We start from the raw sequence: 23970 nt of genomic DNA, 5'->3' as shown, positions 1-23970 counted from the left end.
ACCAAACCAAGGCTCTGAAAAGAAGCGGAAATGGCGGATAAAAGCCTGTATTCGCGCCAATTCAGGACATAAAGCCCTGGTTAAACGATTCATGTGACCCAAAGTGGGGTGCATGCTGGGGCGTCAGGCCTTTCGGTGCACCAATATGGAGCATAGGGCGCTCATCAGGTTTTGCACAGCTGGATGCTGGCGCGGATCAGGGCAGGGCGTTGCTCGATGGCATCGAGCAGGGTGACGAGGTTTGAAGGGGGCGGTGGCGGTGTGCTGCAGCCCGATAGTGCGAGGCAGCAGGTCGGTGAAGGTGATGCAGAAATGGAAACGGCCTCCCTGGGGAGGCCGTCCTGATGTCACCGACGCGAGGCGTCGATCAAATCAGCAGCTGTAGTACAGCTCGTATTCCAGCGGGTGCACGAAGGTACGGACCTTGATCTCTTCTTCGGATTTCAGCTCGATGTAGGCATCGATGAAGTCGTCGGAGAACACGCCGCCCTTGGTCAGGAACGCACGGCCCTTGTCCAGCTCTTCCAGGGCTTCTTTCAGGCTGCCGCACACCTGCGGGATCTCTTTCGCCTCTTCAGGCGGCAGGTCGTACAGGTTCTTGTCGGCGGCGTCGCCTGGGTGGATCTTGTTCTGAATACCGTCCAGGCCTGCCATCAGCAGGGCGGCGAAGCACAGGTACGGGTTGGCCGCCGGGTCCGGGAAGCGCGCTTCGATACGGCGGGCTTTCGGGCTGGAAACGTAAGGGATACGGATCGAGGCAGAACGGTTGCGAGCCGAGTAGGCCAGCATTACCGGGGCTTCGAAGCCAGGTACCAGACGCTTGTAGGAGTTGGTGGCCGGGTTGGTGAAGCCGTTCAGGGCCTTACCGTGCTTGATGATGCCGCCGATGAAGTACAGGGCGGTGTCGGACAGACCGGCATAGCCTTCACCCGCGAAGGTGTTCTTGCCGTCTTTCCAGATCGACATGTGCACGTGCATGCCCGAGCCGTTGTCGCCGTACAGTGGCTTAGGCATGAAGGTAGCGGTGCGGCCGTAGGCGTCGGCAACGTTGTGCACGACGTACTTCAGGGCTTGAACTTCGTCGGCCTTCTTCACCAGGGTGTTGAACTTGACGCCGATTTCGTTCTGGCCGGCAGTCGCCACTTCGTGGTGGTGAACTTCGACGGTCTGGCCCATCTCTTCCAGTGCGTTGCACATGGCGGTACGGATTTCGTGGTCGTGGTCGAACGGCGGAACTGGGAAGTAGCCGCCTTTGACGCCTGGACGGTGGCCTTTGTTGCCGCCTTCCACGTCCTGGTCGGACATCCACGAGCCTTGCTCGGAGTAGATCTTGAACATCGAGCCGGAGATGTCGGACTTGAACTTCACTTCGTCGAAGATGAAGAACTCAGGCTCTGGGCCGGCGAACACGGTGTCACCGATCAGGGTGGCTTTGAGGTGCTCTTCGGCGCGACGGGCGATAGCGCGTGGGTCGCGGTCATAGCCCTGCATGCTGGCAGGGTCGATGATGTCGCAGGTGAGGATCAGGGTCGGCTCTTCGGTGAACGGGTCCAGCACGGCGGTGGAGTCGTCCGGCAGCAGGATCATGTCGGAGGCTTCGATGCCTTTCCAGCCGGCGATGGAGGAACCGTCGAACATCTTGCCGGTTTCGAAGAAGTCTTCGTCCAGGCCATCACGCGCCGGCATGGTCACGTGGTGCTGAGTACCTTTGGTGTCCGTGAAACGCAGATCAATCCACTTGACGTCATGATCTTTGATGAGTTGAACCGACTTCGACATGTTGTCCTCCGGATGGTCTAGAGCGCGGTGGGCCGCTGCTCTGGAAAAAGGGTGTTGCCAGGCGCGGATAGTCGGCCAAGCGTACCTGCCTCACAAGAGAGCAAATTGCATGCCAGTGCCCGAAAATGGCGAGAGTGGGATAAAAGAAGGCGTTTGCGGGCATCTGGCGGTGGGGTGGCGGGGAAGGGTGCACTCTTAAGATGCGAATTTTGGTAGCAATGCACCAATAGAGTGCGCTGGCCGGCTGGTGTGCTTTCTTTGGGGGCCTCTTCGCGGGTGAACCCGCTCCCACAGGGATCGCGCTAACTTCGAGGCAGCATCGTACCTGTGGGAGCTGGCTTGCCAGCGATGAGGCCAGCACTGACAACATAAGACAGTTGCTCCCACAGGGTTTGCACAGCCTATGGAATCGGTGCGGTCTCTGTGGGAGCGGGTTTACCCGCGAAGAGCCGGAACAGGCAGCACAAAAGCCCGCCCATACATTTATCTCAAAGCTTCTGATCAAAAGTTGGTCAAAACCTGAGCAATTTCCGATATAATTCGCGCCCCTCATTTTCGGCAGGCCCTGCGCGCGCTGTTAAACCAATGAAACTTATCGTCAAAGTCTTCCCAGAGATCACCATCAAGAGCCGACCGGTGCGCAAGCGCTTCATCCGTCAGCTCAGCAAGAACATCCGCAACGTGCTCAAGGACCTCGATCCTGAGCTCGCGGTCGATGGCGTCTGGGACAATCTCGAGGTGGTCACCCGCATCGAGGACGAAAAGATTCAGCGGGAAATGATCGAGCGCCTGCGCTGCACCCCGGGCATCACCCACTTCCTGCAGGTGCAGGAGTACCCGCTGGGTGACTTTGACGACATCGTCGAGAAGTGCAAGCAGCACTTCGGTCACCTGCTGGCCGGCAAGTACTTCGCCGTGCGCTGTAAGCGCGGCGGCCACCACGACTTCACCTCGATGGACGTCGACCGCTATGTCGGCAGCCAGCTGCGTCAGCAATGCGGCGCCGCCGGCATCGAGCTGAAGAAGCCCGAAGTGCTGGTGCGCATCGAGATCCGCGACCAGCGCCTGTACGTGATCCACAACCAGCACAACGGCATCGGCGGCTATCCGCTGGGCGCCCTTGAGCAGACCCTGGTGCTGATGTCCGGTGGCTTCGACTCCACCGTGGCCGCCTACCAGATGATGCGCCGTGGCCTGATGACGCACTTCTGCTTCTTCAATCTGGGCGGGCGCGCCCACGAGCTGGGCGTGATGGAAGTGGCGCACTTCCTGTGGAAGAAGTACGGCAGCAGCCAGCGCGTGCTGTTCATCAGCGTGCCGTTCGAGGAAGTGGTCGGCGAAATCCTCAACAAGGTCGACAACAGCTACATGGGCGTGACCCTCAAGCGCATGATGCTGCGCGGTGCCGCGCACATGGCCGAGCGTCTGCAGATCGACGCGCTGGTCACCGGCGAGGCGATCTCGCAAGTGTCCAGCCAGACCCTGCCGAACCTGTCGATCATCGACTCGGCCACCGACAAGCTGGTGCTGCGCCCGCTGCTGGCCAGCCACAAGCAGGACATCATCGACCAGGCCACCGAAATCGGCACCGCCGACTTCGCCAAGCACATGCCCGAGTACTGCGGCGTGATTTCGGTGAACCCGACCACCCATGCCAAGCGTCACCGCATGGAGCACGAAGAGAAGCAGTTCGACATGGCGGTGCTGGAGCGTGCTCTGGAGCGCGCCAAGTTCATCTCCATCGACCACGTGATCGACGAGTTGGGCAAGGACATCGAGATCGAGGAAGTGGCCGAGGCACTGCCGGGCCAGATCGTCATCGACATCCGTCACCCCGACGCCCAGGAAGACGAACCTCTGGCACTGGACGGTATCGAAGTCCAGGCCATGCCGTTCTACGCGATCAACAGCAAGTTCAAGCACCTGGACCCCACGCGCCAGTACCTGCTGTATTGCGACAAAGGTGTGATGAGCCGTTTGCACGCACACCACCTGCTCAGTGAGGGACATGCCAATGTGCGTGTTTATCGTCCGACATAAGACCCCAGGGCTGTATGGCGGCAGCATCCGCCATCGCCCTCCCGACCATCGGGCCCGCTGAGCCTCAAACCGTACATATTCGCCGCCTAAACTGGCGGCAACCGAATCCTCTGATCGAGATACAGTTGTGATCGAAAATCTGCGTAACATCGCCATCATCGCCCACGTTGACCATGGTAAAACCACTCTGGTCGACAAACTCCTGCGTCAGTCCGGCACCCTGGAGCGTAACGAGCTCAACGACGAGCGCGTCATGGACTCCAACGACCAGGAAAAAGAGCGCGGCATTACCATTCTGGCGAAGAACACCGCCATCAACTGGAACGGCTACCACATCAACATCGTCGACACCCCCGGCCACGCCGACTTCGGTGGCGAGGTTGAGCGTGTAATGTCGATGGTCGACTCCGTGCTGCTGCTGGTCGACGCCCAGGACGGCCCGATGCCGCAAACCCGCTTCGTGACCAAGAAGGCTTTCGAAGCTGGCCTGAAGCCAATCGTCGTGATCAACAAGGTTGACCGTCCGGGCGCGCGTCCTGACTGGGTTCTGGACCAGATCTTCGACCTGTTCGACAACCTCGGTGCCACCGACGAACAGCTGGACTTCAAAGTCGTCTACGCCTCGGCCCTGAACGGCATCGCCGGTCTGGACCACACCGCCATGGGCGAAGACATGACCGCCCTGTACCAGTCGATCGTCGACAACGTACCGGCGCCGGACGTTGACCGTGACGGTTCGTTCCAGATGCAGATCTCGGCACTGGACTACAACAGCTTCCTCGGCGTTATCGGTGTTGGCCGTATCGCCCGTGGTCGCGTCAAGCCGAACACCCCGGTTGTCGCCATCGACACCAACGGCAAGAAGCGTAACGGCCGTATCCTGAAGCTGATGGGCCACCACGGCCTGCACCGCGTCGACGTCGAAGAAGCCCAGGCTGGCGACATCGTCTGCATCAGCGGTTTCGACGAGCTGTTCATCTCCGACACCCTGTGCGCCCCGGACGCGGTAGAAGCGATGAAGCCGCTGACCGTCGACGAGCCGACCGTTTCGATGACCTTCCAGGTCAACGACTCGCCGTTCTGCGGTAAGGAAGGCAAGTTCGTCACCAGCCGTAACATCAAGGACCGTCTGGACAAAGAGCTGCTGTACAACGTTGCCCTGCGCGTTCAGGAAACCGATTCCCCAGACAAGTTCAAGGTTTCGGGCCGTGGTGAGCTGCACCTGTCGGTACTGATCGAAACCATGCGTCGTGAAGGCTTCGAGATGGCTGTAGGCCGTCCTGAAGTGATCATCCGCGAAGTCGACGGCGTCAAGCAGGAGCCGTTCGAGAACGTCACCATCGACATCCCTGAAGAAGCCCAGGGCAAGGTCATGGAAGAGATGGGTCTGCGTAAAGGCGACCTGACCAACATGGTGCCGGATGGCAAGGGCCGTGTTCGTCTGGAATACAACATTCCAGCCCGTGGCCTGATCGGTTTCCGTAACCAGTTCCTGACCCTGACCAACGGTGCAGGCATCCTGACCTCGATCTTCGATCGCTACGACACCATGAAGTCCGGCCAGATGTCCGGCCGCCTGAACGGTGTTCTGGTTTCGGTCGAGACCGGCAAGGCTCTGACCTACTCGCTGGAAACCCTGCAGGCGCGCGGCAAGCTGTTCGTCGAGCACGGCCAGGAGATCTACAACGGTCAGATCATCGGCCTGAACAGCCGTGACAACGACCTCGGCGTGAACCCGACCAAAGGCAAGAAGCTCGACAACATGCGTGCTTCGGGCAAAGACGAAGTCATCGCCCTGGTGCCGCCGGTTCGCCACACCCTGGAACAGGCCCTGGAATTCATCCAGGACGACGAGCTGTGCGAAGTCACTCCGAAGTCGATCCGTCTGCGCAAGAAGATCCTGGACGAAGGCGAGCGTACCCGCGCTGCCAAGAAAGCCAAGAACTGAGTTAGCTCAGGCGCAATGAAAACGCCCCCGGTCGAAAGGCCGGGGGCGTTTTTTTATGCCTGGAGGATTTGCATGGGTTTTGCTGGCCTCTTCGCGGGTAAACCCGCTCCCACAGGATCTCTACTGGACTCAGGGTCTGCACAGTACCTGTGGGAGCGGCTTTAGCCGCGAAGAGGCCGGCACTGGCTGACGATCAGCGCCCAACCACCTTGGGCTTGTACGCACAATACCCCGGCCGCGGCCCGACCTTGGGGTGGTTGCGGCAGGTGTCCGGGCGCTTGTCGTAGATGGTGCACAGCCGGCTCTTGCGGTCCAGGTACATGCAGTCATCGTTGCTCATCCGGGTCAGGGTGAAGATCCCCGACTTCTGGTTGAAGCGCTCGATGATGCCTTCCTTCTGCAGGCGCTTGGCCACGTTCTTCGGCGGTTCGTCTTTTTCGAACTCGTCCACCACGCCGATACGGATCAGATCCTTGATCTTCACCTCCACCGGCAAGGTGCAACAGGTCGAGTGGCAGCCACCGCACATGTGGCTGGCATAGCGCTGCCAGGTCTCCAGGCGGTCGACTTCGGCGGCGGCGATCAGGGTCGTTTTCATCGTTATGGGGGCGAATCACGGTCTTGGGGCGCGCGATCATACCGGAGTTGTTCAATTTGTGAACAACCTTTTGCCCGATTCCCGCCTGGCGCATGAAATCCGCGAACCGTTGCTGTCGCTCTGTGTCAGACCGTCTAGGCTGAACACTTTCCCTGCGCTTTAGCCTACTTGCCCGAGGATGCCGCATGTCCCAGGAAAACAAGGCCCGTGAGGCCAAAGCTCATCATGAGGAGGTGGCGGATTTTCGCGCCGCCGTGCTGGCCAAGCTGACCTACGCGGTCGGCAAGGACCCGGAACACGCGTTCGATCACGACTGGTTCGAGGCCATCGCCCTGGCGGCCCGCGACCATATGGTCGACCACTGGATGGACCACACCCGGCGGGCCTACCGCCGCAGCCAGAAGCGGGTGTATTACCTTTCCCTCGAATTCCTCATCGGCCGGCTGCTGTACGACAGCCTGAGCAACCTGGGCTACCTGGAAATCGCCCGCGAGGCGCTGCAGGGCCTGGACGTTGACCTTGAGCGTATTCGCCTGCTCGAGCCGGATGCGGCGCTGGGGAACGGCGGCCTCGGGCGCCTGGCGGCGTGCTTCATGGAGAGCATGTCGACACTGGGCATTGCTGCCCATGGCTATGGCATCCGCTACGAACACGGCCTGTTCCGCCAGGCGCTGGTCGATGGCTGGCAGCAGGAGCAGACCGAGAACTGGCTGGACTTCGGCAACCCCTGGGAGTTCGAGCGTGCCGAGGTGATCTACCCGATCAGCTTTGGCGGCAGTGTCGAAACCGTGCAGGAAGGCACCGGCAAGCAGCGCCAGGTCTGGTGGCCGGGTGAAACGGTGAGGGCCGTGGCCTACGACACGCCAGTGGTCGGCTGGCGTGGCTCCAGCGTCAACACCTTGCGCCTGTGGCGCGCCCGGGCGCTGGAAGAGCTGCACCTGGAGCGCTTCAACGCCGGCGATCACCTGGGGGCGGTGGCCGAGGTGGCCCGGGCCGAGAGCATTTCGCGGGTGCTGTACCCGGCCGACAGCACCGAGGCCGGCCAGGAGCTGCGCCTGCGCCAGGAGTACTTCTTCGTCTCCGCCTCGCTGCAGGACCTGCTGCGCCGCCACCTGAACATGCATGACAACCTGCTCAACCTGCCGGATGCAGCGGCGATCCAGCTCAACGACACCCACCCGTCGATCGCCGTGGCGGAGTTGATGCGGCTGCTGGTCGACCAGCACGAGATCCCCTGGGACACCGCCTGGCAGGTGACCGTCGGCACCTTGGCCTACACCAACCACACGCTGCTGCCCGAGGCCCTGGAAACCTGGCCGGTGGCGCTGATGGAGCGCATGCTGCCGCGGCACATGCAGATCATCTACCTGATCAACGCCTACCATATCGACGCGCTGCGGGCCAAAGGCCTGCACGACTTCGACGTGCTGCGCGCGGTGTCGCTGATCGAAGAGGACAACGGCCGCCGGGTACGCATGGGCAACCTGGCATTCCTTGGCTCGCACAGCGTCAACGGTGTGTCGGCGCTGCACAGCAAGCTGATGAAGAGCACGGTGTTCGCCGAGCTGCACAAGCTCTATCCGCAACGGATCAACAACAAGACCAACGGCATTACCTTCCGCCGCTGGCTCTACCAGGCCAACCCGCCGCTCACGGCGATGCTGATCGAGGCGCTGGGCCCGGAGGTGCTGGACGACCCGGAAGGCAAGCTCAAGGCCCTGGTGCCCTTTGCCGACAAGGCCGACTTTCGCAAGCAGTTCGCGGCCCAGCGCCTGCACAGCAAGCGTGCCCTGGCCGCCATCATCCAGGACCGCCTGGGGGTGACGGTCAACCCCGAGGCGCTGTTCGACGTGCAGGTCAAGCGCATCCACGAGTACAAGCGCCAGTTGCTCAACCTGCTGCACACCGTGGCGCTGTACCAGGCCATGCGTCACGACCCCGGTACCGATTGGGTGCCACGGGTGAAGATCTTCGCCGGCAAGGCGGCGGCCAGCTATCACCAGGCCAAGCTGATCATCAAGCTGGCCAACGACATCGCCCGGGTGGTCAACAACGACCCGACCGTGCGCGGCCTGCTCAAGGTGGTGTTCCTGCCCAACTACAACGTCAGCCTGGCCGAGAGCATCATCCCGGCGGCCGACCTGTCCGAGCAGATCTCCACGGCCGGTTACGAAGCCTCTGGCACCAGCAACATGAAGTTCGGGCTCAACGGCGCGCTGACCATCGGCACCCTGGACGGCGCCAACGTCGAGATGTGCGAGCAGGTCGGTGCCGAGAACATGTTCATCTTCGGCCTGACCGCGCAGCAGGTGGAGGCGCGCAAGCGCAGTGGCGACTTTGGCGCCAGCGCGGCGATTGGGGCGTCGCACCGCTTGGGCGATGTGCTGCAGGCGATTCGCAGCGGGGTGTTCTCACCGGATGATCCGTCGCGTTATACCGGGCTGGTGGATGGCCTGATCGCCTATGACCGCTTCCTGGTGTGTGCCGACTTTGACGCCTACTGGGATGCCCAGCGGCGGGTCGAGGAGCTGTGGCATACGCCCCAGGAGTGGTGGCGCATGGCAGTGCTCAATACCGCGCGGATGGGGTGGTTCTCGTCGGACCGGACCATTCGTGAATATGCCACCGAGATCTGGAAGGCACTGGATTGAGCCTCGCCCATCGCGGGGCAAGCCCGCTCCCACGCTGGCAACACGTGGGAGCGGGCTTGCCCCGCGATGCTTCTCTGGCCGACAGCTGGCCCTCGGCGAGCTGAACTCAACGTCGTCCAACGAGTCTCTTTGCTCGCTAGCCCGCAACACTCCCTGTAAACTGCGGGGGTTTTTCTCCCCCTTTCCTTTTCGGAGCCATACATGTCCCGCGTTACCCTGAGTCGCTATCTGATTGAGCAGACCCGCAGCAACAACACCCCTGCCGATCTGCGCTTCCTGATCGAAGTGGTGGCGCGTGCGTGCAAGGAAATCAGCCATCACGTCTCCAAAGGCGCGCTGGGTGGCGTCCTGGGCAGCATGGGCACCGAAAACGTGCAGGGCGAAGTGCAGAAGAAGCTCGACGTCATCTCCAACGACATCCTGCTCGAAGCCAACGAGTGGGGCGGCCACCTGGCCGGCATGGCCTCCGAAGAGATGGACAACGCCTACCAGATCCCGGGCAAGTACCCCAAAGGCGCCTACCTGCTGGTCTTCGACCCGCTGGACGGTTCGTCGAACATCGACGTCAACGTCTCGGTCGGCACCATCTTCTCGGTGCTGCGTTGCCCTAACCAATACCTGAGCCAGAACGAAAGCCTCAACGAGAACGCCTTCCTGCAGCCAGGCACCGAGCAGGTCGCCGCCGGTTATGCCATCTATGGCCCGCAGACCATGCTGATCCTCACCCTGGGCAATGGCGTCAAGGGCTTCACCCTGGACCGCGAGCTGGGCAGCTTCGTGCTCACCCACGAGAACATCCGCGTGCCGGAAAGCACCGCCGAATTCGCCATCAACATGTCCAACCAGCGCCACTGGGAAGCCCCGATTCAGCGCTACGTGGGCGAGCTGCTGGCCGGTGAGACCGGCCCGCTGAAGAAGAACTACAACATGCGCTGGATCGCCTCGATGGTGGCCGACGTGCACCGTATCCTGACCCGTGGCGGCCTGTTCATGTACCCACGCGACGCCCGCGACCCAAGCAAGCCGGGCAAGCTGCGCCTGATGTACGAAGCCAACCCGATGTCGTTCATCATCGAACAGGCCGGCGGTGCGTCCACCGACGGTTACCAGCGCATCCTCGACATCAAGCCAGAGGGCCTGCACCAGCGCGTGTCGGTGATCCTCGGCTCGAAGGAAGAGGTCGAGCGCGTCACCGCGTACCACAAGGAGTAAACCATGCTCGCACCTTGGCAGCCGTTGCTGGAGTGGTGGTTCGGTTGGGGCAGCAGCCCCCAGGCCGTGGCTGACGAGAAGAGCACGCTGTGGTTCGGCAAGCATCACGATGCCGAAGCCCAGGCGCTGTTCGGCGACCTGATGGAGCACGCCCTGGCGGGCGGCCTCGACGAGTGGCAGCAGAGCCCGCAGGGCTGGCTCGGCTTGCTGATCCTGCTGGACCAGCTGCCGCGCATGATCCACCGCGACACGCCGCGCGCCTTCGAGGGCGACCGGCGGGCGCAGGTGGTGGCCATGCAGGGTTTGCAGAAGGGTTGGGACTACCAGCTGCTGCCGATCCAGCGGGTGTTCGTGCTGCTGGTGCTGGAGCATGCCGAGGTGCTGGACTGGCAGAACCTGTGCGTCGAGCGCTACCAGATCTTGCTGGGTGAACAGCCGGAGGCGAATCGCCGGTTGTTCGAAGGCTTCCTCGACTATGCCCAGCAGCACCAGCGGGTGATTGCCCGGTTCGGGCGCTTCCCGCACCGCAACCTGTTGCTGGAGCGGCCGAGTACTAGCGAGGAGATGGATTTCTTGCTGGAGCCTGGTTCCCGCTTCTAGCTTCTAGCTTCTAGCTTCTAGCTTCTAGCTTCTAGCTTCTAGCTTCTAGCTTCTAGCGGTAGCTGTGGGAGCGGGCTTGCCCCGCGATTGCGATGGTGGGTCTGACATCGCAATCGCGGGGCAAGCCCGCTCCCACGTTATCGAATCAGATCCTGAAACTCCCTACCAGATGCTTCAACCGCTCCACCTGGTGCTCCAGGTCGGTGCAGGCACGCAAGGTGCTCTGCAGGTTGTGCACCCCTTCCTGATTCAGCGTATTGATCTCGGTGATGTCGACATTGATCGACTCGACCACGGCCGTCTGCTCTTCGGTGGCGGTGGCCACCGACTGGTTCATGCCGTCGATCTCGCCGATGCGCTGGGTGACGCTGCCCAGGCGTTCGCCGGCCTGGTTGGCGATGCCGACGCTGCGGTCGCTGTGCTGCTGGCTCTGGTTCATGGTGCTCACGGCCATCTGCGCGCCGGCCTGCAACTCCTCGATCAGGCGCTGCACCTGCTGCGCCGAGTCCTGGGTGCGATGGGCCAGGTTGCGCACCTCATCGGCCACCACGGCAAAGCCACGGCCGGCCTCGCCCGCGCGGGCGGCTTCGATGGCGGCGTTGAGCGCCAGCAGGTTGGTCTGCTGCGAAATGCCACTGATCACATCGAGGATCTGGCCGATGTTCACCGTGTGGTTGTTCAGCGTCTCGATGTTGCCGCTGGCATCGCTGATGCGTGCCGACAGCTGGTTCATCACCTCGATGGTTTCGCCGACCACCTGCTGGCCTTCCTCGGCCAGGCCACGCGCGGCGCTGGAGTGCTGCGAGGCCAGGGCGGCGTTCTGGGCGATCTCCTGGGCGGCGGCACCGAGCTGGTTGATCGCCGCGGCCACGCTGCTGGTGCGGCTGGACTGCTGGTCGGCATTGTGGATCGAGGCGTTGGAGGCGCTGACCACCTGGCCCGCCACGCTGTTGACCTGGCCAGTGGCCGAGGCCACTTCGCGGATCGATTCGTGGATACGCTCGACGAAGCGGTTGAACGACTGCGCCAGGCTGCCGAATTCGTCCTGGGCGTGAATCTTCAGGCGGCGGGTCAGGTCGCCTTCGCCTTCGGCGATGTCATGCATGGCGCGGCCCATCACGTGCAGCGGCTCCATCAGCACACGGATCAGCAGGCCGAGCAAGCCGATGATCACGATCACTGCGATCAAGGTCGCCACCACCGCCGAGGTGCGCAGTTCGCCGAGCATGGCGAAGGCTGCGTCCTGGTCGAGTACCAGCGCCACGTACCAGTCCGCCGATGGCACGCCGTCGACATGGGTGAAGCTGATGAACTGCTTGCGGCCATCGACCTCGACTTCTTTCAGGCCACTGCCGATGCGCGGGGTATTGGCCGGGTAGACGTCGCTGAGGGTCTTGAGCGCCAGTTCGCCTTTGGGGTGGATGAGGATCTTGCCCTCGCCGTTGACGATGAAGGCGTGGCCACGGCCGTCGAAGTCGAGGGTGTTGATCAGGTTGCTGATGGTCTGCAGGTCGGTGTCGACGCCACTCACGCCGATCAGGCGGCCGGCCTGCTGCACCGGGGTGGCCAGGGTGATCACCAGTTTGCCGGCCGAGGCCGAGATGTACGGCTCGGTGACAATGGTCTGGCCGGCGGCAGTGGCCGCCTTGTACCAGCCGCGCACGCGCGGGTCGTAGTCGGCTGCGCGGCTGCCTACTGGCACCGACTGCATGCTGCCGTCCTGGCCACCGAAGTAGCTGAGCATGAAGTTGTTGGCGTACACCGGCAGCGCCAGGCTGCGGTCCAGGCTGGCTTTGCCCGGGCCGTCCACGGCGACCTGCTGGGCCAGGGTGTTGAGCAACTGGATACGGCTGTCGAGCCAGTTGCGGATGTTACCGGCGGTGAGATTGCCCAGGTCCTGCAGAGTGGCCTCCGTGTCACTGCGCAGGGACTGGCGTTGTCGGTAATCGTTGAACAGCACGAAGCAGGTGAAGGCAACGGCCACCACCAGGGCGGCAGCCAGCAGGATCTTGTGGCTGAACTTGAGGTTCTTGGTCATTTTTAGAAAGTCTGCGCACGGGCACGGAGGAGGGCAGGTGCGGCGAAAAGCCACACCGTCGGAAGCTGTGTCGTCAGTGCCGGAAAAAACATTAATCGTTTGCGCAGATACCGACTGGCGGTGCGGCAGGAAAACCTCGGATGGCAGGGAACCGCGAGCCCTTTTTCCCTTCTAAGCTCCCAGCAGGCCTCTCAGAACCTGTGTATCCACCTCCAGGAGTGTCACTTTCATGTCGTTGCGTTCCCTCGCCCTGTTGTCCTTGTGCGTCGTCCTGACTGCCTGCAGCAAGATCAACCAGGAAAACTATTCCAAACTCAAGGCTGGCATGAACAAGGCCGAGGTCGAGCAATTGCTCGGCACGCCCACCGAGTGCTCCGGCGCGCTGGGCATGAGCAGCTGCACCTGGGGTGACGAGAAGAGCTTCATCAGCGTGCAGTACGCGGCGGACAAAGTATTGATGTACTCCGGGCAGGGCCTCAAATGAGGCGTCTGCACCTGCTGTTGAGTGTGTGCCTGGTGATGCTGCTGGGTGGCTGTGCCACGTCCGCCACCGACCCGCTGGCACCGAAGACCGCAGGTGCGGTGGACCTCAAGCGTTATCAGGGTAAGTGGTTCGAGCTGGCGCGCTTGCCGATGAAGTACCAGGAAGGCTGCGCCCAGTCCGAGGCCCATTACAACCTCAAGCCCGACGGCACGGTGGGCGTGCTCAACCGCTGCCGCACCCTGGGTGACGAGTGGCTGCGCGCCGAAGGCCATGCCACCACGCAACAGCCCGGGCATACCGACAAGCTGTGGGTGGAATTCGACAATTGGTTCACTCGCCTGGTGCCGGGTGTGGCCAAGGGTGATTACTGGATTCTGTTCGTTGACGAGCGTTACCGCACCGCGATCGTCGGCAGCCCGGACCGCAAGTACCTGTGGATTTTGTCGCGCACGCCGTCGTTGCCGGCGTGGGAGCGCGAGAACCTGCTGGCCAAGGCGCGCCAGCAGGGGTATGACACCCGCCGGCTGATCTGGCGCACGGCGGACAAGGAAATCGTTGCCCGGCATTGAAGTCGCGTTAAATGCTTCGCGGGTAAACCCGCTCCCACAGGATCTACACGAGCCTGTGGGAGCGGGTTTGCCCGCGAATGGCCCTTCAATTAGTCCAGCAGTTGGCGCAGCACCTCGACAAACGCCAGCGCACTCTCTGCTTCCTGCCCATGCCGCCCCTGGCGCACCACCCACTGCCCGTTGACCATCACATCGCGCACTTGGCGATCGTGGCCTGCAAACAGCCAGCGGTTGAGGATGGCGTCGCCGTCCGCCACGGCCAGGTACGGGTCCTGCCCGTCCAGCACCAGCCAGTCCGCGCGCTTGCCCACGGCCAGTTCGCCGATCGGCTGGCCCAGCGCCTGGGCGCCGCCCACCAGTGCGGCGTCGTACAAGGTGCGCCCGACCATCGGCTGATCGTTGCGGTACAGGCGGTTGCGGCGCTGGTCGCGCAGGCGCTGGCCGTATTCCAGCCAGCGCAGCTCTTCGACCACGCTCAGCGACACGTGGCTGTCAGAGCCGATCCCCATGCGCCCGCCCTGGGCCAGGTAGTCCACCGCCGGGAAAATACCATCGCCCAGGTTCGCCTCGGTGGTCAGGCACAGGCCGGCGATCGCGCCGCTGCGGGCCATGGCGGTGACTTCATCGGGCTCGGCGTGGGTGGCATGCACCAGGCACCAGCGTGAATCGACCTCGGTGTGCTCATACAGCCATTGCAGGGGGCGCAAGCCGCTCCAGGCCAGGCAGTCGTCGACTTCCTTCTGTTGCTCGGCAATATGGATGTGGATCGGGCACTGCTTGTCGCTGGCGCCGAGCACCTCGGCGATCTGCCCAGGCGTCACCGCGCGCAGCGAGTGGAAGCACAACCCCAGCTGTTGCGCCGGCTGCGCCGCCAGCACGGGGGCGAGCTGCTGCTGCAGCGCCAGGTACTGTTCGGTGGAGTTGATGAAGCGCCGTTGCCCGTCGTTAGGCGCTTGCCCGCCGAAGCCCGAGTGGCTGTACAGCACCGGCAGCAGGGTCAGGCCGATGCCGCTGGCGGCTGCCGCGGCGCTGATGCGCCGGGACAACTCGGCCGGGTCGGCGTAGCGCTGGCCGTTGTGGTCATGGTGCACATAGTGGAATTCGGCCACCGAGGTGTAGCCGGCCTTGAGCATCTCGATGTACAGCTGACGGGCGATCACCTGCAGCTGCTTCGGGGTGATGCGCCCGACCAGGCGGTACATCAGGTCGCGCCAGGTCCAAAAGCTGTCGTTGGGGTTGCCGGCCACTTCCGCCAGCCCCGCCATGGCCCGCTGGAACGCGTGCGAGTGCAGGTTGGGCATGCCCGGCAGCAGCGGGCCGGCCAGGCGCTCGGCGCCCTCGGCGCTGGCATTGGCCTCGACCGCCGTCAGCCGGCCATCGGCGGCGACCTCCAGGCGGACATTGCGGGCCCAGCCCGTGGGTAGCAGGGCGCGTTCGGCGAAATAGGCGGACATCGGTGAAATCCTGTTATTGTTTAACTTGTATATACATATACAGCCGTTTGCCTGCCGGGTAAACTCCGGCAAGCTACCGTTCACTCCAACCGTACAAGGATTCAACGCCGTGCCGACACCTCCTGTCTCCGCGCTGGTTGCCCAGATGGGCGAAGGGCCGGCGCCGCTGTATGCCCGGGTCAAGCAGATGATCGCCCAGCAGATCGAAAACGGCAGCTGGCCGCCGCATCACCGGGTGCCGTCGGAGAGCGAGCTGGTCAGCGAGCTGGGTTTCAGCCGCATGACCATCAACCGTGCCCTGCGTGAGCTCACTGCCGAAGGGCTGCTGGTGCGCATGCAGGGTGTCGGTACCTTCGTCGCCGAGCCGAAGAGCCGCTCGGCGTTGTTCGAGGTCAACAACATCGCCGACGAGATCGCCGGTCGCGGCCACCAGCACAGCTGCCAGGTGGTCACTCTGGCCGAAGAGGCCGCCGGCTCCGAGCGTGCCCTGGCCCTGGACATGCGTGAAGGCCAGCGGGTGTTCCACTCGCTGATCGTGCATTACGAGAACGGCGTGCCGGTGCAGATCGAGGACCGCTACGTAAACGCCGCCATCGCCCCCGACTACCTCAAGCAGGACTTCACCCGGCAGACGCCCTACGCCTACCTGTCGCAGGTGGCACCGCTCACCGAAGGCGAGCACGTGGTCGAGGCCATACTTGCCGAGCCCGATGAGTGCCAGCTGCTGCAGATCGAGCGTGGCGAGCCCTGCCTGTTGATCCGCCGCCGCACCTGGTCGGGTCGTCAGCCGGTCACCGCCGCGCGCCTGATCCACCCCGGTTCCCGTCATCGCCTGGAAGGACGATTCAGTAAATGAGTGCGTTGCAGTTGTTGCGTGCGCAGGATTACCCGCGCATGCCCTGGAAGAACGGTGGCGGTTTCACCGAAGAGATCACCCGCGATGCCGGCGACGGCCTGGACGGCTTCGGCTGGCGCCTGTCGATCGCCGACATCGAAGCGTCCGGCGGTTTTTCCACCTTCGCCGGTTACCAGCGCATCATCACCGTGCTGCAGGGCGATGGCATGCGCCTGCTGGTCGATGGCCAGGCCAGCAGGCCCCTGCTGCCATTCGACGCCTTCGCCTTCAGCGGCGAGAGCCAGGTCAGCTGCGAGCTGCTGGGTGGGGCGATCCGGGATTTCAACCTGATCTATGCGCCGCAGCGCTATCACGCACGGTTGCAGTGGTTCGATGGCACCAGCCGGCTGTTCAGCTCGGCCTCGACGGTGTTGCTGTTTGCCGCGAGCAATCACGTTGAAGTTGGGCTGACCGGGCACGAGACCCAACAGCTGGGCCGGTATGACTGTTTGCGCCTGGAAGGCAACGAAGGGTTGCTGGCGCTGGACGTGCAGGGGCGGTTCTGCCTGATCGAGCTGATGCCGCGCTAAACCAGCTGCTGCACTATCGCGGGGCAAGCCCGCTCCCACGGAACCTGTGCAGGGCTCTGTGGGAGCGGGCTTGCCCCGCGATGCATTTCGGAGGAACGGTCCGGAATTTTTGGTTGTCCATGCTTGTACATACAAGTAAAGATGTGTTTGTATAGCACCACGACACACACACATGCCGTCGCATGACCGCAGAGGACATCCCCGTGACTGACAACAACAAATACCGTGACGTTGAAATCCGTGCCCCGCGTGGCAACAAGCTGACCGCCAAGAGCTGGCTGACCGAAGCGCCGCTGCGCATGCTGATGAACAACCTCGACCCGCAGGTCGCCGAAAACCCCAAGGAACTGGTGGTGTACGGCGGCATCGGCCGTGCCGCGCGTAACTGGGAGTGCTACGACAAGATCGTCGAGACCCTGACCCGCCTGGAAGACGACGAAACCCTGCTGGTGCAGTCGGGCAAGCCGGTCGGCGTGTTCAAGACCCACAGCAACGCCCCCCGTGTGCTGATCGCCAACTCCAACCTGGTACCGCACTGGGCCAACTGGGAACACTTCAACGAACTGGATGCCAAGGGCCTGGCCATGTACGGCCAGATGACCGCCGGCAGCTGGATCTACATCGGCAGCCAGGGCATCGTCCAGGGCACCTACGAAACCTTCGTCGAAGCCGGCCGCCAGCACTACAACGGCAGCCTGAAAGGCAAGTGGGTACTGACCGCAGGCCTGGGCGGCATGGGCGGCGCCCAGCCACTGGCCGCGACCCTGGCCGGTGCCTGCTCGCTGAACATCGAATGCCAGCAGAGCCGCATCGATTTCCGCCTGGAAACCCGCTACGTCGATGAGCAGGCCACCGACCTCGACGACGCCCTGGCCCGCATCGCCAAGTACACCGCCGAAGGCAAGGCCATCTCCATCGCCCTGCACGGCAACGCCGCCGAAATCCTGCCTGAGCTGGTCAAGCGTGGCGTGCGCCCGGACATGGTCACCGACCAGACCAGCGCCCACGACCCGCTCAACGGCTACCTGCCAGCCGGCTGGACCTGGGAGCAGTACCGCGACCGCGCAGTGACCGACCCGGCTGGCGTGGTCAAGGCCGCCAAGCAATCGATGGCCGTGCACGTGCAAGCCATGCTCGACTTCCAGAAGCAGGGCATCCCGACCTTCGACTACGGCAACAACATCCGCCAGATGGCCAAGGAAGAAGGCGTGGCCAATGCCTTCGACTTCCCAGGCTTCGTCCCGGCCTATATCCGCCCGCTGTTCTGCCGCGGTGTCGGCCCGTTCCGCTGGGCTGCGCTGTCCGGTGACGCCGAAGACATCTACAAGACCGACGCCAAGGTCAAGGAACTGATCCCGGACGACGCCCACCTGCACCGCTGGCTGGACATGGCCCGCGAGCGCATCAGCTTCCAGGGCCTGCCGGCCCGTATCTGCTGGGTTGGCCTGGGTCTGCGCGCCAAGCTGGGCCTGGCCTTCAACGAAATGGTCCGCAGCGGCGAGCTGTCGGCGCCGGTCGTCATCGGCCGCGACCACCTGGACTCGGGCTCGGTATCCAGCCCCAACCGTGAAACCGAAGCCATGCGCGACGGCTCCGACGCGGTCTCCGACTGGCCACTGCTCAACGCCCTGCTCAACACCGCAGGCGGCGCCACCTGGGTTTCGCTGCACCACGGCGGTGGCGTGGGCATGGGCTTCTCCCAGCACTCGGGCATGGTCATCGTCTGTGACGGTACCGACGAGGCGGCCGAGCGGATCGCCCGCGTACTGACCAACGACCCGGGCACCGGCGTGATGCGCCATGCCGATGCCGGTTACCAGATCGCCATCGACTGCGCCAAGGAGCAGGGCCTCGACCTGCCAATGATCACCGGCTGATTGCCGCGCTTTGGATCGCACCCCACAAGGGTGATACTGAACAACAAGAAGTGGCCTGCGGGGACCCTGAACACAGGGCCTGCGGCCACAAGCGATTGGAGTAGCGAAGTGACCGAACTGACCCTCAAGCCTGGCACCCTGACCCTGGCCCAGCTGCGCGCCATTCATGCTGCGCCCGTGCGCCTGCAACTGGATGTCAGCGCCGCCCCGGCCATCGACGCCAGCGTCGCCTGCGTCGAGCAGATCATTGCCGAAGACCGCACCGCCTACGGCATCAACACCGGTTTCGGCCTGCTGGCCTCGACCCGCATCGCCAGCCATGACCTGGAAAACCTGCAGCGCTCGCTGGTGCTGTCCCACGCCGCCGGTATCGGCGCGCCGCTGGACGACGACCTGGTGCGCCTGATCATGGTGCTGAAGATCAACAGCCTCAGCCGTGGTTTCTCCGGCATCCGCCGCAAAGTCATCGACGCCCTGATCGCCCTGGTCAACGCCGAAGTCTACCCACACATCCCGCTCAAAGGTTCGGTCGGCGCCTCCGGCGACCTGGCCCCGCTGGCGCACATGTCGCTGGTGCTGCTGGGCGAAGGCAAGGCCCGCCACAAGGGCCAGTGGCTGAACGCTACCGAGGCCCTGGCCGTTGCCGGCCTGGAGCCACTGACCCTGGCCGCGAAAGAGGGCCTGGCCCTGCTCAACGGCACCCAGGCTTCCACCGCCTACGCCCTGCGCGGCCTGTTCCAGGCCGAAGACCTGTACGCCGCAGCCATCGCCTGTGGTGGCCTGAGCGTTGAAGCTGCACTGGGTTCGCGTTCGCCCTTCGACGCCCGTATCCATGAAGTGCGTGGCCAGCGTGGCCAGATCGACACCGCCGCCTGCTTCCGCGACCTGCTGGGTGACTCCAGTGAAGTGTCGCTGTCGCACAAGAACTGCGACAAGGTCCAGGACCCGTACTCCCTGCGCTGCCAGCCACAGGTCATGGGCGCCTGCCTGACCCAGATCCGCCAGGCCGCCGAAGTGCTGGGCATCGAAGCCAACGCCGTGTCCGACAACCCGCTGGTATTCGCCGCCGAAGGCGACGTGATTTCCGGTGGCAACTTCCACGCAGAGCCAGTGGCCATGGCCGCCGACAACCTGGCCCTGGCCATTGCCGAGATCGGCTCGCTGAGCGAGCGCCGCATCTCGTTGATGATGGACAAGCACATGTCCCAGCTGCCGCCATTCCTGGTGGAGAACGGTGGGGTCAACTCCGGCTTCATGATCGCCCAGGTCACTGCCGCCGCGCTGGCCAGCGAGAACAAGGCGCTGTCGCACCCGCACAGCGTCGACAGCCTGCCAACCTCGGCCAACCAGGAAGACCACGTGTCGATGGCCCCGGCTGCCGGCAAGCGTCTGTGGGAAATGGCCGAGAACACCCGTGGCGTGATCGCTATCGAGTGGTTGGGTGCCTGCCAGGGCCTGGACCTGCGCAAAGGCCTGAAAACCTCCGCCAAGCTGGAGCAGGCGCGTCAGGCTCTGCGCCGTGAAGTGCCGCACTATGACCGCGACCGCTTCTTCTCGCCGGATATCGAGGCAGCTGCCGAGCTGCTGGCCAAAGGCACCTTGACCGGCCTGCTGCCGGCCGGCGTCCTGCCAAGCCTGTAATGCCCTCGGGGGCCGCTTTGCGGCCCATCGCCGGCAAGCCGGCTCCCACATTGACGGTGTGAACCCTCTTTTGTGGGAGCCGGCTTGCCGGCGATTGGGCTGCGCAGCAGACCCCATCCAGACATCACGACCACAAGAACAATATAGGGACGTGACATGCAACAAGCTCAAGGCCTCACCCGCGGGCTATCTGCCCGGCATATCCGTTTCATGGCGCTCGGTTCGGCAATCGGTACCGGGCTTTTCTACGGCTCCGCCTCGGCCATCCAGATGGCCGGGCCAGCCGTGCTGCTGGCCTACCTGATCGGTGGCGCCGCCGTCTTCATGGTCATGCGCGCCCTCGGCGAGATGGCCGTGCACAACCCGGTGGCCGGCTCCTTCGGCCACTACGCCAGTACCTACCTCGGCCCCATGGCCGGCTTCATCCTCGGTTGGACCTACGCCTTCGAGATGGTCATCGTCGCCATCGCCGACGTGACCGCCTTCGGTATCTACATGGGCTTCTGGTTCCCCGAAGTCGCCCGCTGGATCTGGGTGCTGGGCATCGTGTTCCTGATCGGCGGCCTGAACCTGTGCAACGTCAAGGTGTTCGGCGAGATGGAGTTCTGGCTGTCGCTGCTCAAGGTCGGCGCCATCGTCGCGATGATCCTCGCAGGCTTGGGGATCATGGCCTTCGGTTTCAGCCAGGTGGGCACTGGCCACGCTGTCGGCGTGAGCAACCTGTTCGAGCATGGCGGCTTCATGCCCAATGGCGTCAGCGGCCTGATCGCCTCGTTCGCCGTGGTGATGTTCGCCTTCGGCGGCATCGAGATCATCGGCGTTACCGCCGGTGAGGCGAAAGACCCGCAGCGGGTGATCCCGAAGGCGATCAACGCCGTGCCGCTGCGCATCCTGCTGTTCTACGTGCTGACCCTGTTCGTGCTGATGTGCCTGTACCCCTGGCCGCAGATCGGCAGCCAAGGCAGCCCGTTCGTGCAGATCTTCAGCAACCTGGGGATTGGCTCGGCGGCAGCGGTGCTCAACGTCGTGGTGATTTCGGCAGCCATTTCGGCGATCAACAGCGACATCTTCGGCGCTGGCCGCATGATGTACGGCCTGTCCCAGCACGGTCAGGCGCCGCGTGGCTTCGGCAAGCTGTCCAAGCACGGCGTGCCGTGGATGACCGTGGTCGTCATGGGCGGGGCGCTGCTGATCGGCGTGCTGCTCAACTACCTGATCCCGGAAAACGTGTTCCTGCTGATCGCGTCCATCGCCACCTTCGCTACCGTGTGGGTCTGGCTGATGATCCTGGTCACCCAGGTGGCCATGCGTCGCAGCATGAGCCGTGAGCAGGTGGCGCAACTGAAGTTCCCGGTACCGTTCTGGCCCTATGGCCCGGCCCTGGCCATCGCCTTCATGGTGTTCATCTTCGGTGTGCTCGGTTACTTCCCGGATACCCAGGCGGCATTGATCGTCGGCGTGATCTGGGTGGTGTTCCTGGTCGCCTCCTACCTGCTGTGGTGCAAGCCGCGCGCAGGGCAGGGCGGGTCGGCCCAGGCACCGGCCGAGCTGCACCGCTAGTTCAGGAGATTGCAAATGAGAACCCTCTGGCAGCATTGCCATGCAGCAACCATGGCCGAGGGCCGTTACTCGATCATCGAGGACGCGGCCATCGTCACCCACGACGGCTTGATCGAATGGATCGGCCCACGGGGTGAACTGCCGCCGGTTGCGGCCGAGCGCACGGTGGACCTGGGCAATGCCTGGGTCACCCCCGGCTTGATCGACTGCCACAGCCACGCGGTCTTCGGTGGCAACCGCAGCGGTGAGTTCGAGCAGCGCCTGCAGGGCGTCAGCTACGCCGAGATCGCCGCCCAGGGCGGCGGCATCGCCAGCACCGTGCGGGCCACCCGCGCGGCCAGCGAGGACGCGCTGTTCGCCAGTGCCCGGCAGCGGGTGCTGGCGCTGATGCGCGATGGCGTCACCACGCTCGAGATCAAGTCTGGCTACGGCCTGGACCTGGCCAACGAGCGCAAGATGCTGCGTGTGGCCCGGCGCCTGGGCGAGGCGCTGCCACTGACCGTGCGCAGCACCTGCCTGGCGGCCCATGCGCTACCGCCGGAGTACGCGGGCAGGGCGGACGACTACATTGCCCACATCTGCGACGAAATGCTCCCGGCGCTGGCGGCCGAGGGCCTGGTGGATGCGGTGGATGCGTTCTGCGAGCACCTGGCGTTCTCCCCGGCCCAGGTCGAACGCCTGTTCATCAAGGCGCGGGAGTTGGGGCTGCCGGTCAAGCTGCATGCCGAGCAGCTGTCGTCGCTGCATGGCTCGAGCCTGGCAGCGCGTTATCAGGCGCTGTCGGCCGACCACCTGGAATTCATGACCGAGGAAGACGCCATCGCCATGGCCGAGGCCGGCACCGTCGCCGTGCTGCTGCCGGGGGCCTTCTACTTCCTGCGTGAAACCCAGCTGCCACCCATGGAGGCCCTGCGCCGTCATGGGGTGAAGATTGCCCTGGCCAGTGACCTCAACCCAGGCACATCGCCGGGGCTGTCACTGCGCCTGATGCTGAACATGGGCTGCACCTGTTTCCGCATGACCCCGGAAGAGGCGCTGGCCGGCGTCACCGTGCATGCCGCCACGGCACTGGGCCTGGGCGACAGCCATGGCTCGCTGGAGGCCGGCAAGGTGGCCGATTTCGTCGCCTGGCAGATCGAGCGCCCCGCCGACCTCAGCTACTGGCTCGGCGGCGACTTGCCCAAGCGCGTGGTGCGCCTGGGTCACGAGATAACCCACTGAGCGAGGCGACATGGACAAGGTATTGAGTTTCCACCAGGGCCGCCTGCCGTTGTTGATCAGCATGCCCCATGCCGGGCTTGGCCTGACCGACGCGGTGCGTGATGGCCTGGTCGACGCGGCGCGCAGCCTGCCCGACACCGATTGGCATATTCCGCAGTTGTACGACTTTGCCCGCGAGTTGGGGGCCAGTGTGGTGGCGGCGGAGTATTCGCGGTTCGTCATCGACCTGAACCGGCCGGATGACGACAAGCCGTTGTACGCCGGGGCTACTACCGGGTTGTATCCGGCGACGCTGTTCGAGGGGGAGCCGTTGTTCAAGGAAGGCCAGGCGCCCAGCGTTGAACAGCGGGCCGTGTACCTGGAGCAGATCTGGCGGCCGTACCACGACACGATTCGTCGCGAACTGGCGCGGATGCGTGAAGAGTTTGGTTATGCGTTGTTGTGGGATGCGCACTCGATCCGGTCGGTGATACCGCATCTGTTTGACGGCAAATTGCCGGATTTCAACCTGGGGACCTTCAATGGCGCCAGTTGCGATCCGGTATTGGCTGAGCGGCTGCAGGGTGTTTGCGCCGAGTTCCCGGCCTATACCCATGTGCTCAATGGCCGCTTCAAAGGCGGGCACATCACTCGCCACTATGGTGATCCGGGCAATCACATCCATGCCGTGCAGCTGGAGCTGGGGCAGTGCACCTATATGAATGAGGTGGAGCCGTTCGGCTATCGCGAAGACCTGGCACAGCCGACGCAGGTGGTGCTCAAGCGCCTGCTGGAGACGGTGCTGGCGTGGGGTGAGGAGCGGTACCGGGGTGGTTCGCGAGGGTAGGGCGGTTGACCGTGTCGGGGCTGACAGGTGTTCGCCACGACCCTTTC

Annotated in this window: 18 protein-coding genes and 1 pseudogene; 14 read left to right on the top strand and 5 right to left on the bottom strand. The window is 63.8% G+C overall.

The genetic code is table 11. The annotated features are described in order from the left end of the window. Window positions 1–372 precede the first annotated feature (372 nt). A complete protein-coding gene (gene glnA, locus LOY51_RS25075; RefSeq protein WP_110995313.1) occupies window positions 373–1779 on the bottom strand; it encodes a type I glutamate--ammonia ligase in 1407 nt (468 codons plus the stop codon). A 585-nt stretch (window positions 1780–2364) separates the two neighbouring features. On the opposite strand from glnA, the gene thiI reads away from it, so the two are divergent. Further along, entirely contained in the window at window positions 2365–3819 is a 1455-nt protein-coding gene (gene thiI / locus LOY51_RS25070; RefSeq protein ID WP_125465870.1) for a tRNA uracil 4-sulfurtransferase ThiI, read from the top strand. A gap of 127 nt (window positions 3820–3946) precedes the next feature. Then, window positions 3947–5767 carry a translational GTPase TypA gene (typA, locus tag LOY51_RS25065; protein ID WP_110995311.1) on the top strand — a complete coding sequence of 607 codons (1821 nt, stop codon included), beginning with the start codon at window positions 3947–3949 and terminating at the stop codon, window positions 5765–5767. A gap of 193 nt (window positions 5768–5960) precedes the next feature. Here typA and LOY51_RS25060 read toward each other — a convergent pair whose 3' ends face one another. Further along, complete coding sequence (locus tag LOY51_RS25060) at window positions 5961–6365, bottom strand: YkgJ family cysteine cluster protein (RefSeq protein ID WP_016712459.1); 405 nt, start codon at window positions 6363–6365, stop codon at window positions 5961–5963. A 185-nt stretch (window positions 6366–6550) separates the two neighbouring features. Here LOY51_RS25060 and LOY51_RS25055 point away from each other — a divergent pair, with 185 nt between their 5' ends. From LOY51_RS25055 to LOY51_RS25045, 3 genes are all read left to right on the top strand, one after another. Beyond that, a complete protein-coding gene (locus tag LOY51_RS25055) occupies window positions 6551–9016 on the top strand; it encodes a glycogen/starch/alpha-glucan phosphorylase (RefSeq protein WP_125465869.1) in 2466 nt (821 codons plus the stop codon). Window positions 9017–9217: 201 nt separating this feature from the next. Continuing rightward, window positions 9218–10228 carry a class 1 fructose-bisphosphatase gene (locus tag LOY51_RS25050; RefSeq protein WP_125465868.1) on the top strand — a complete coding sequence of 337 codons (1011 nt, stop codon included), beginning with the start codon at window positions 9218–9220 and terminating at the stop codon, window positions 10226–10228. A gap of 3 nt (window positions 10229–10231) precedes the next feature. Next, window positions 10232–10828, top strand: a complete 597-nt coding sequence (locus LOY51_RS25045; RefSeq protein WP_125860810.1) for a DUF924 family protein — start codon at window positions 10232–10234, stop codon at window positions 10826–10828. Between the two features lie 145 nt (window positions 10829–10973). Here LOY51_RS25045 and LOY51_RS27320 read toward each other — a convergent pair whose 3' ends face one another. Further along, window positions 10974–11699 (bottom strand): methyl-accepting chemotaxis protein, encoded by a 726-nt coding sequence (locus LOY51_RS27320; RefSeq protein WP_371923757.1) that lies wholly within the window; start codon window positions 11697–11699, stop codon window positions 10974–10976. Window positions 11700–11828: 129 nt separating this feature from the next. Continuing rightward, window positions 11829–12866: pseudogene (locus LOY51_RS27315) on the bottom strand (HAMP domain-containing protein); the annotation flags it as partial. Window positions 12867–13095: 229 nt separating this feature from the next. Here LOY51_RS27315 and bamE point away from each other — a divergent pair. Both bamE and LOY51_RS25030 read left to right on the top strand, forming a co-directional pair. Then, a complete protein-coding gene (gene bamE / locus LOY51_RS25035) occupies window positions 13096–13350 on the top strand; it encodes an outer membrane protein assembly factor BamE domain-containing protein (RefSeq protein WP_079230016.1) in 255 nt (84 codons plus the stop codon). After that, window positions 13347–13919, top strand: a complete 573-nt coding sequence (locus LOY51_RS25030; protein ID WP_125465864.1) for a lipocalin family protein — start codon at window positions 13347–13349, stop codon at window positions 13917–13919. The genes bamE and LOY51_RS25030 overlap by 4 nt, the downstream gene beginning before the upstream one ends. Window positions 13920–14008: 89 nt before the next feature. On the opposite strand, the gene LOY51_RS25025 is transcribed toward LOY51_RS25030, so the two are convergent. Next, a complete protein-coding gene (locus tag LOY51_RS25025) occupies window positions 14009–15373 on the bottom strand; it encodes a formimidoylglutamate deiminase (RefSeq protein ID WP_258643512.1) in 1365 nt (454 codons plus the stop codon). 145 nt (window positions 15374–15518) lie between these two features. Between LOY51_RS25025 and hutC the strand changes: the two genes are divergently transcribed. The 7 genes from hutC (at window position 15519) to hutG (ending at window position 23923) form a co-directional block, all read left to right on the top strand. After that, window positions 15519–16229: a histidine utilization transcriptional repressor HutC gene (gene hutC, locus LOY51_RS25020; RefSeq protein WP_189654580.1), complete on the top strand. Its 711-nt coding sequence runs from the start codon at window positions 15519–15521 to the stop codon at window positions 16227–16229. Continuing rightward, the gene (locus LOY51_RS25015) at window positions 16226–16798 is read left to right on the top strand and encodes a HutD/Ves family protein (protein ID WP_110996502.1); all 573 of its coding nucleotides are present in this window, start codon (window positions 16226–16228) and stop codon (window positions 16796–16798) included. Before hutC ends, LOY51_RS25015 begins: the two co-directional genes overlap by 4 nt. Before the next feature lie 203 nt (window positions 16799–17001). After that, window positions 17002–18675 carry a urocanate hydratase gene (gene hutU / locus LOY51_RS25010; protein ID WP_038706939.1) on the top strand — a complete coding sequence of 558 codons (1674 nt, stop codon included), beginning with the start codon at window positions 17002–17004 and terminating at the stop codon, window positions 18673–18675. A gap of 108 nt (window positions 18676–18783) precedes the next feature. Continuing rightward, window positions 18784–20316: a histidine ammonia-lyase gene (hutH, locus tag LOY51_RS25005; RefSeq protein ID WP_258643509.1), complete on the top strand. Its 1533-nt coding sequence runs from the start codon at window positions 18784–18786 to the stop codon at window positions 20314–20316. Window positions 20317–20472: 156 nt separating this feature from the next. Beyond that, window positions 20473–21876, top strand: coding sequence for an L-histidine transporter HutT (hutT, locus tag LOY51_RS25000; RefSeq protein ID WP_125860800.1), 1404 nt, complete (start codon window positions 20473–20475; stop codon window positions 21874–21876). A gap of 15 nt (window positions 21877–21891) precedes the next feature. Beyond that, on the top strand, window positions 21892–23097 hold the full coding sequence (gene hutI, locus LOY51_RS24995; protein ID WP_125860798.1) for an imidazolonepropionase: 1206 nt from the start codon (window positions 21892–21894) through the stop codon (window positions 23095–23097). 10 nt (window positions 23098–23107) lie between these two features. Beyond that, window positions 23108–23923 carry an N-formylglutamate deformylase gene (gene hutG, locus LOY51_RS24990; protein ID WP_258643507.1) on the top strand — a complete coding sequence of 272 codons (816 nt, stop codon included), beginning with the start codon at window positions 23108–23110 and terminating at the stop codon, window positions 23921–23923. Window positions 23924–23970 lie beyond the last annotated feature (47 nt).

The sequence above is a fragment of the Pseudomonas sichuanensis genome (assembly GCF_024749065.1).
Lineage (GTDB): Bacteria > Pseudomonadota > Gammaproteobacteria > Pseudomonadales > Pseudomonadaceae > Aquipseudomonas > Aquipseudomonas sichuanensis.
Note: the sequence above shows the minus strand (reverse complement) of the source record. Positions and strands in the feature narration are given on the sequence as shown.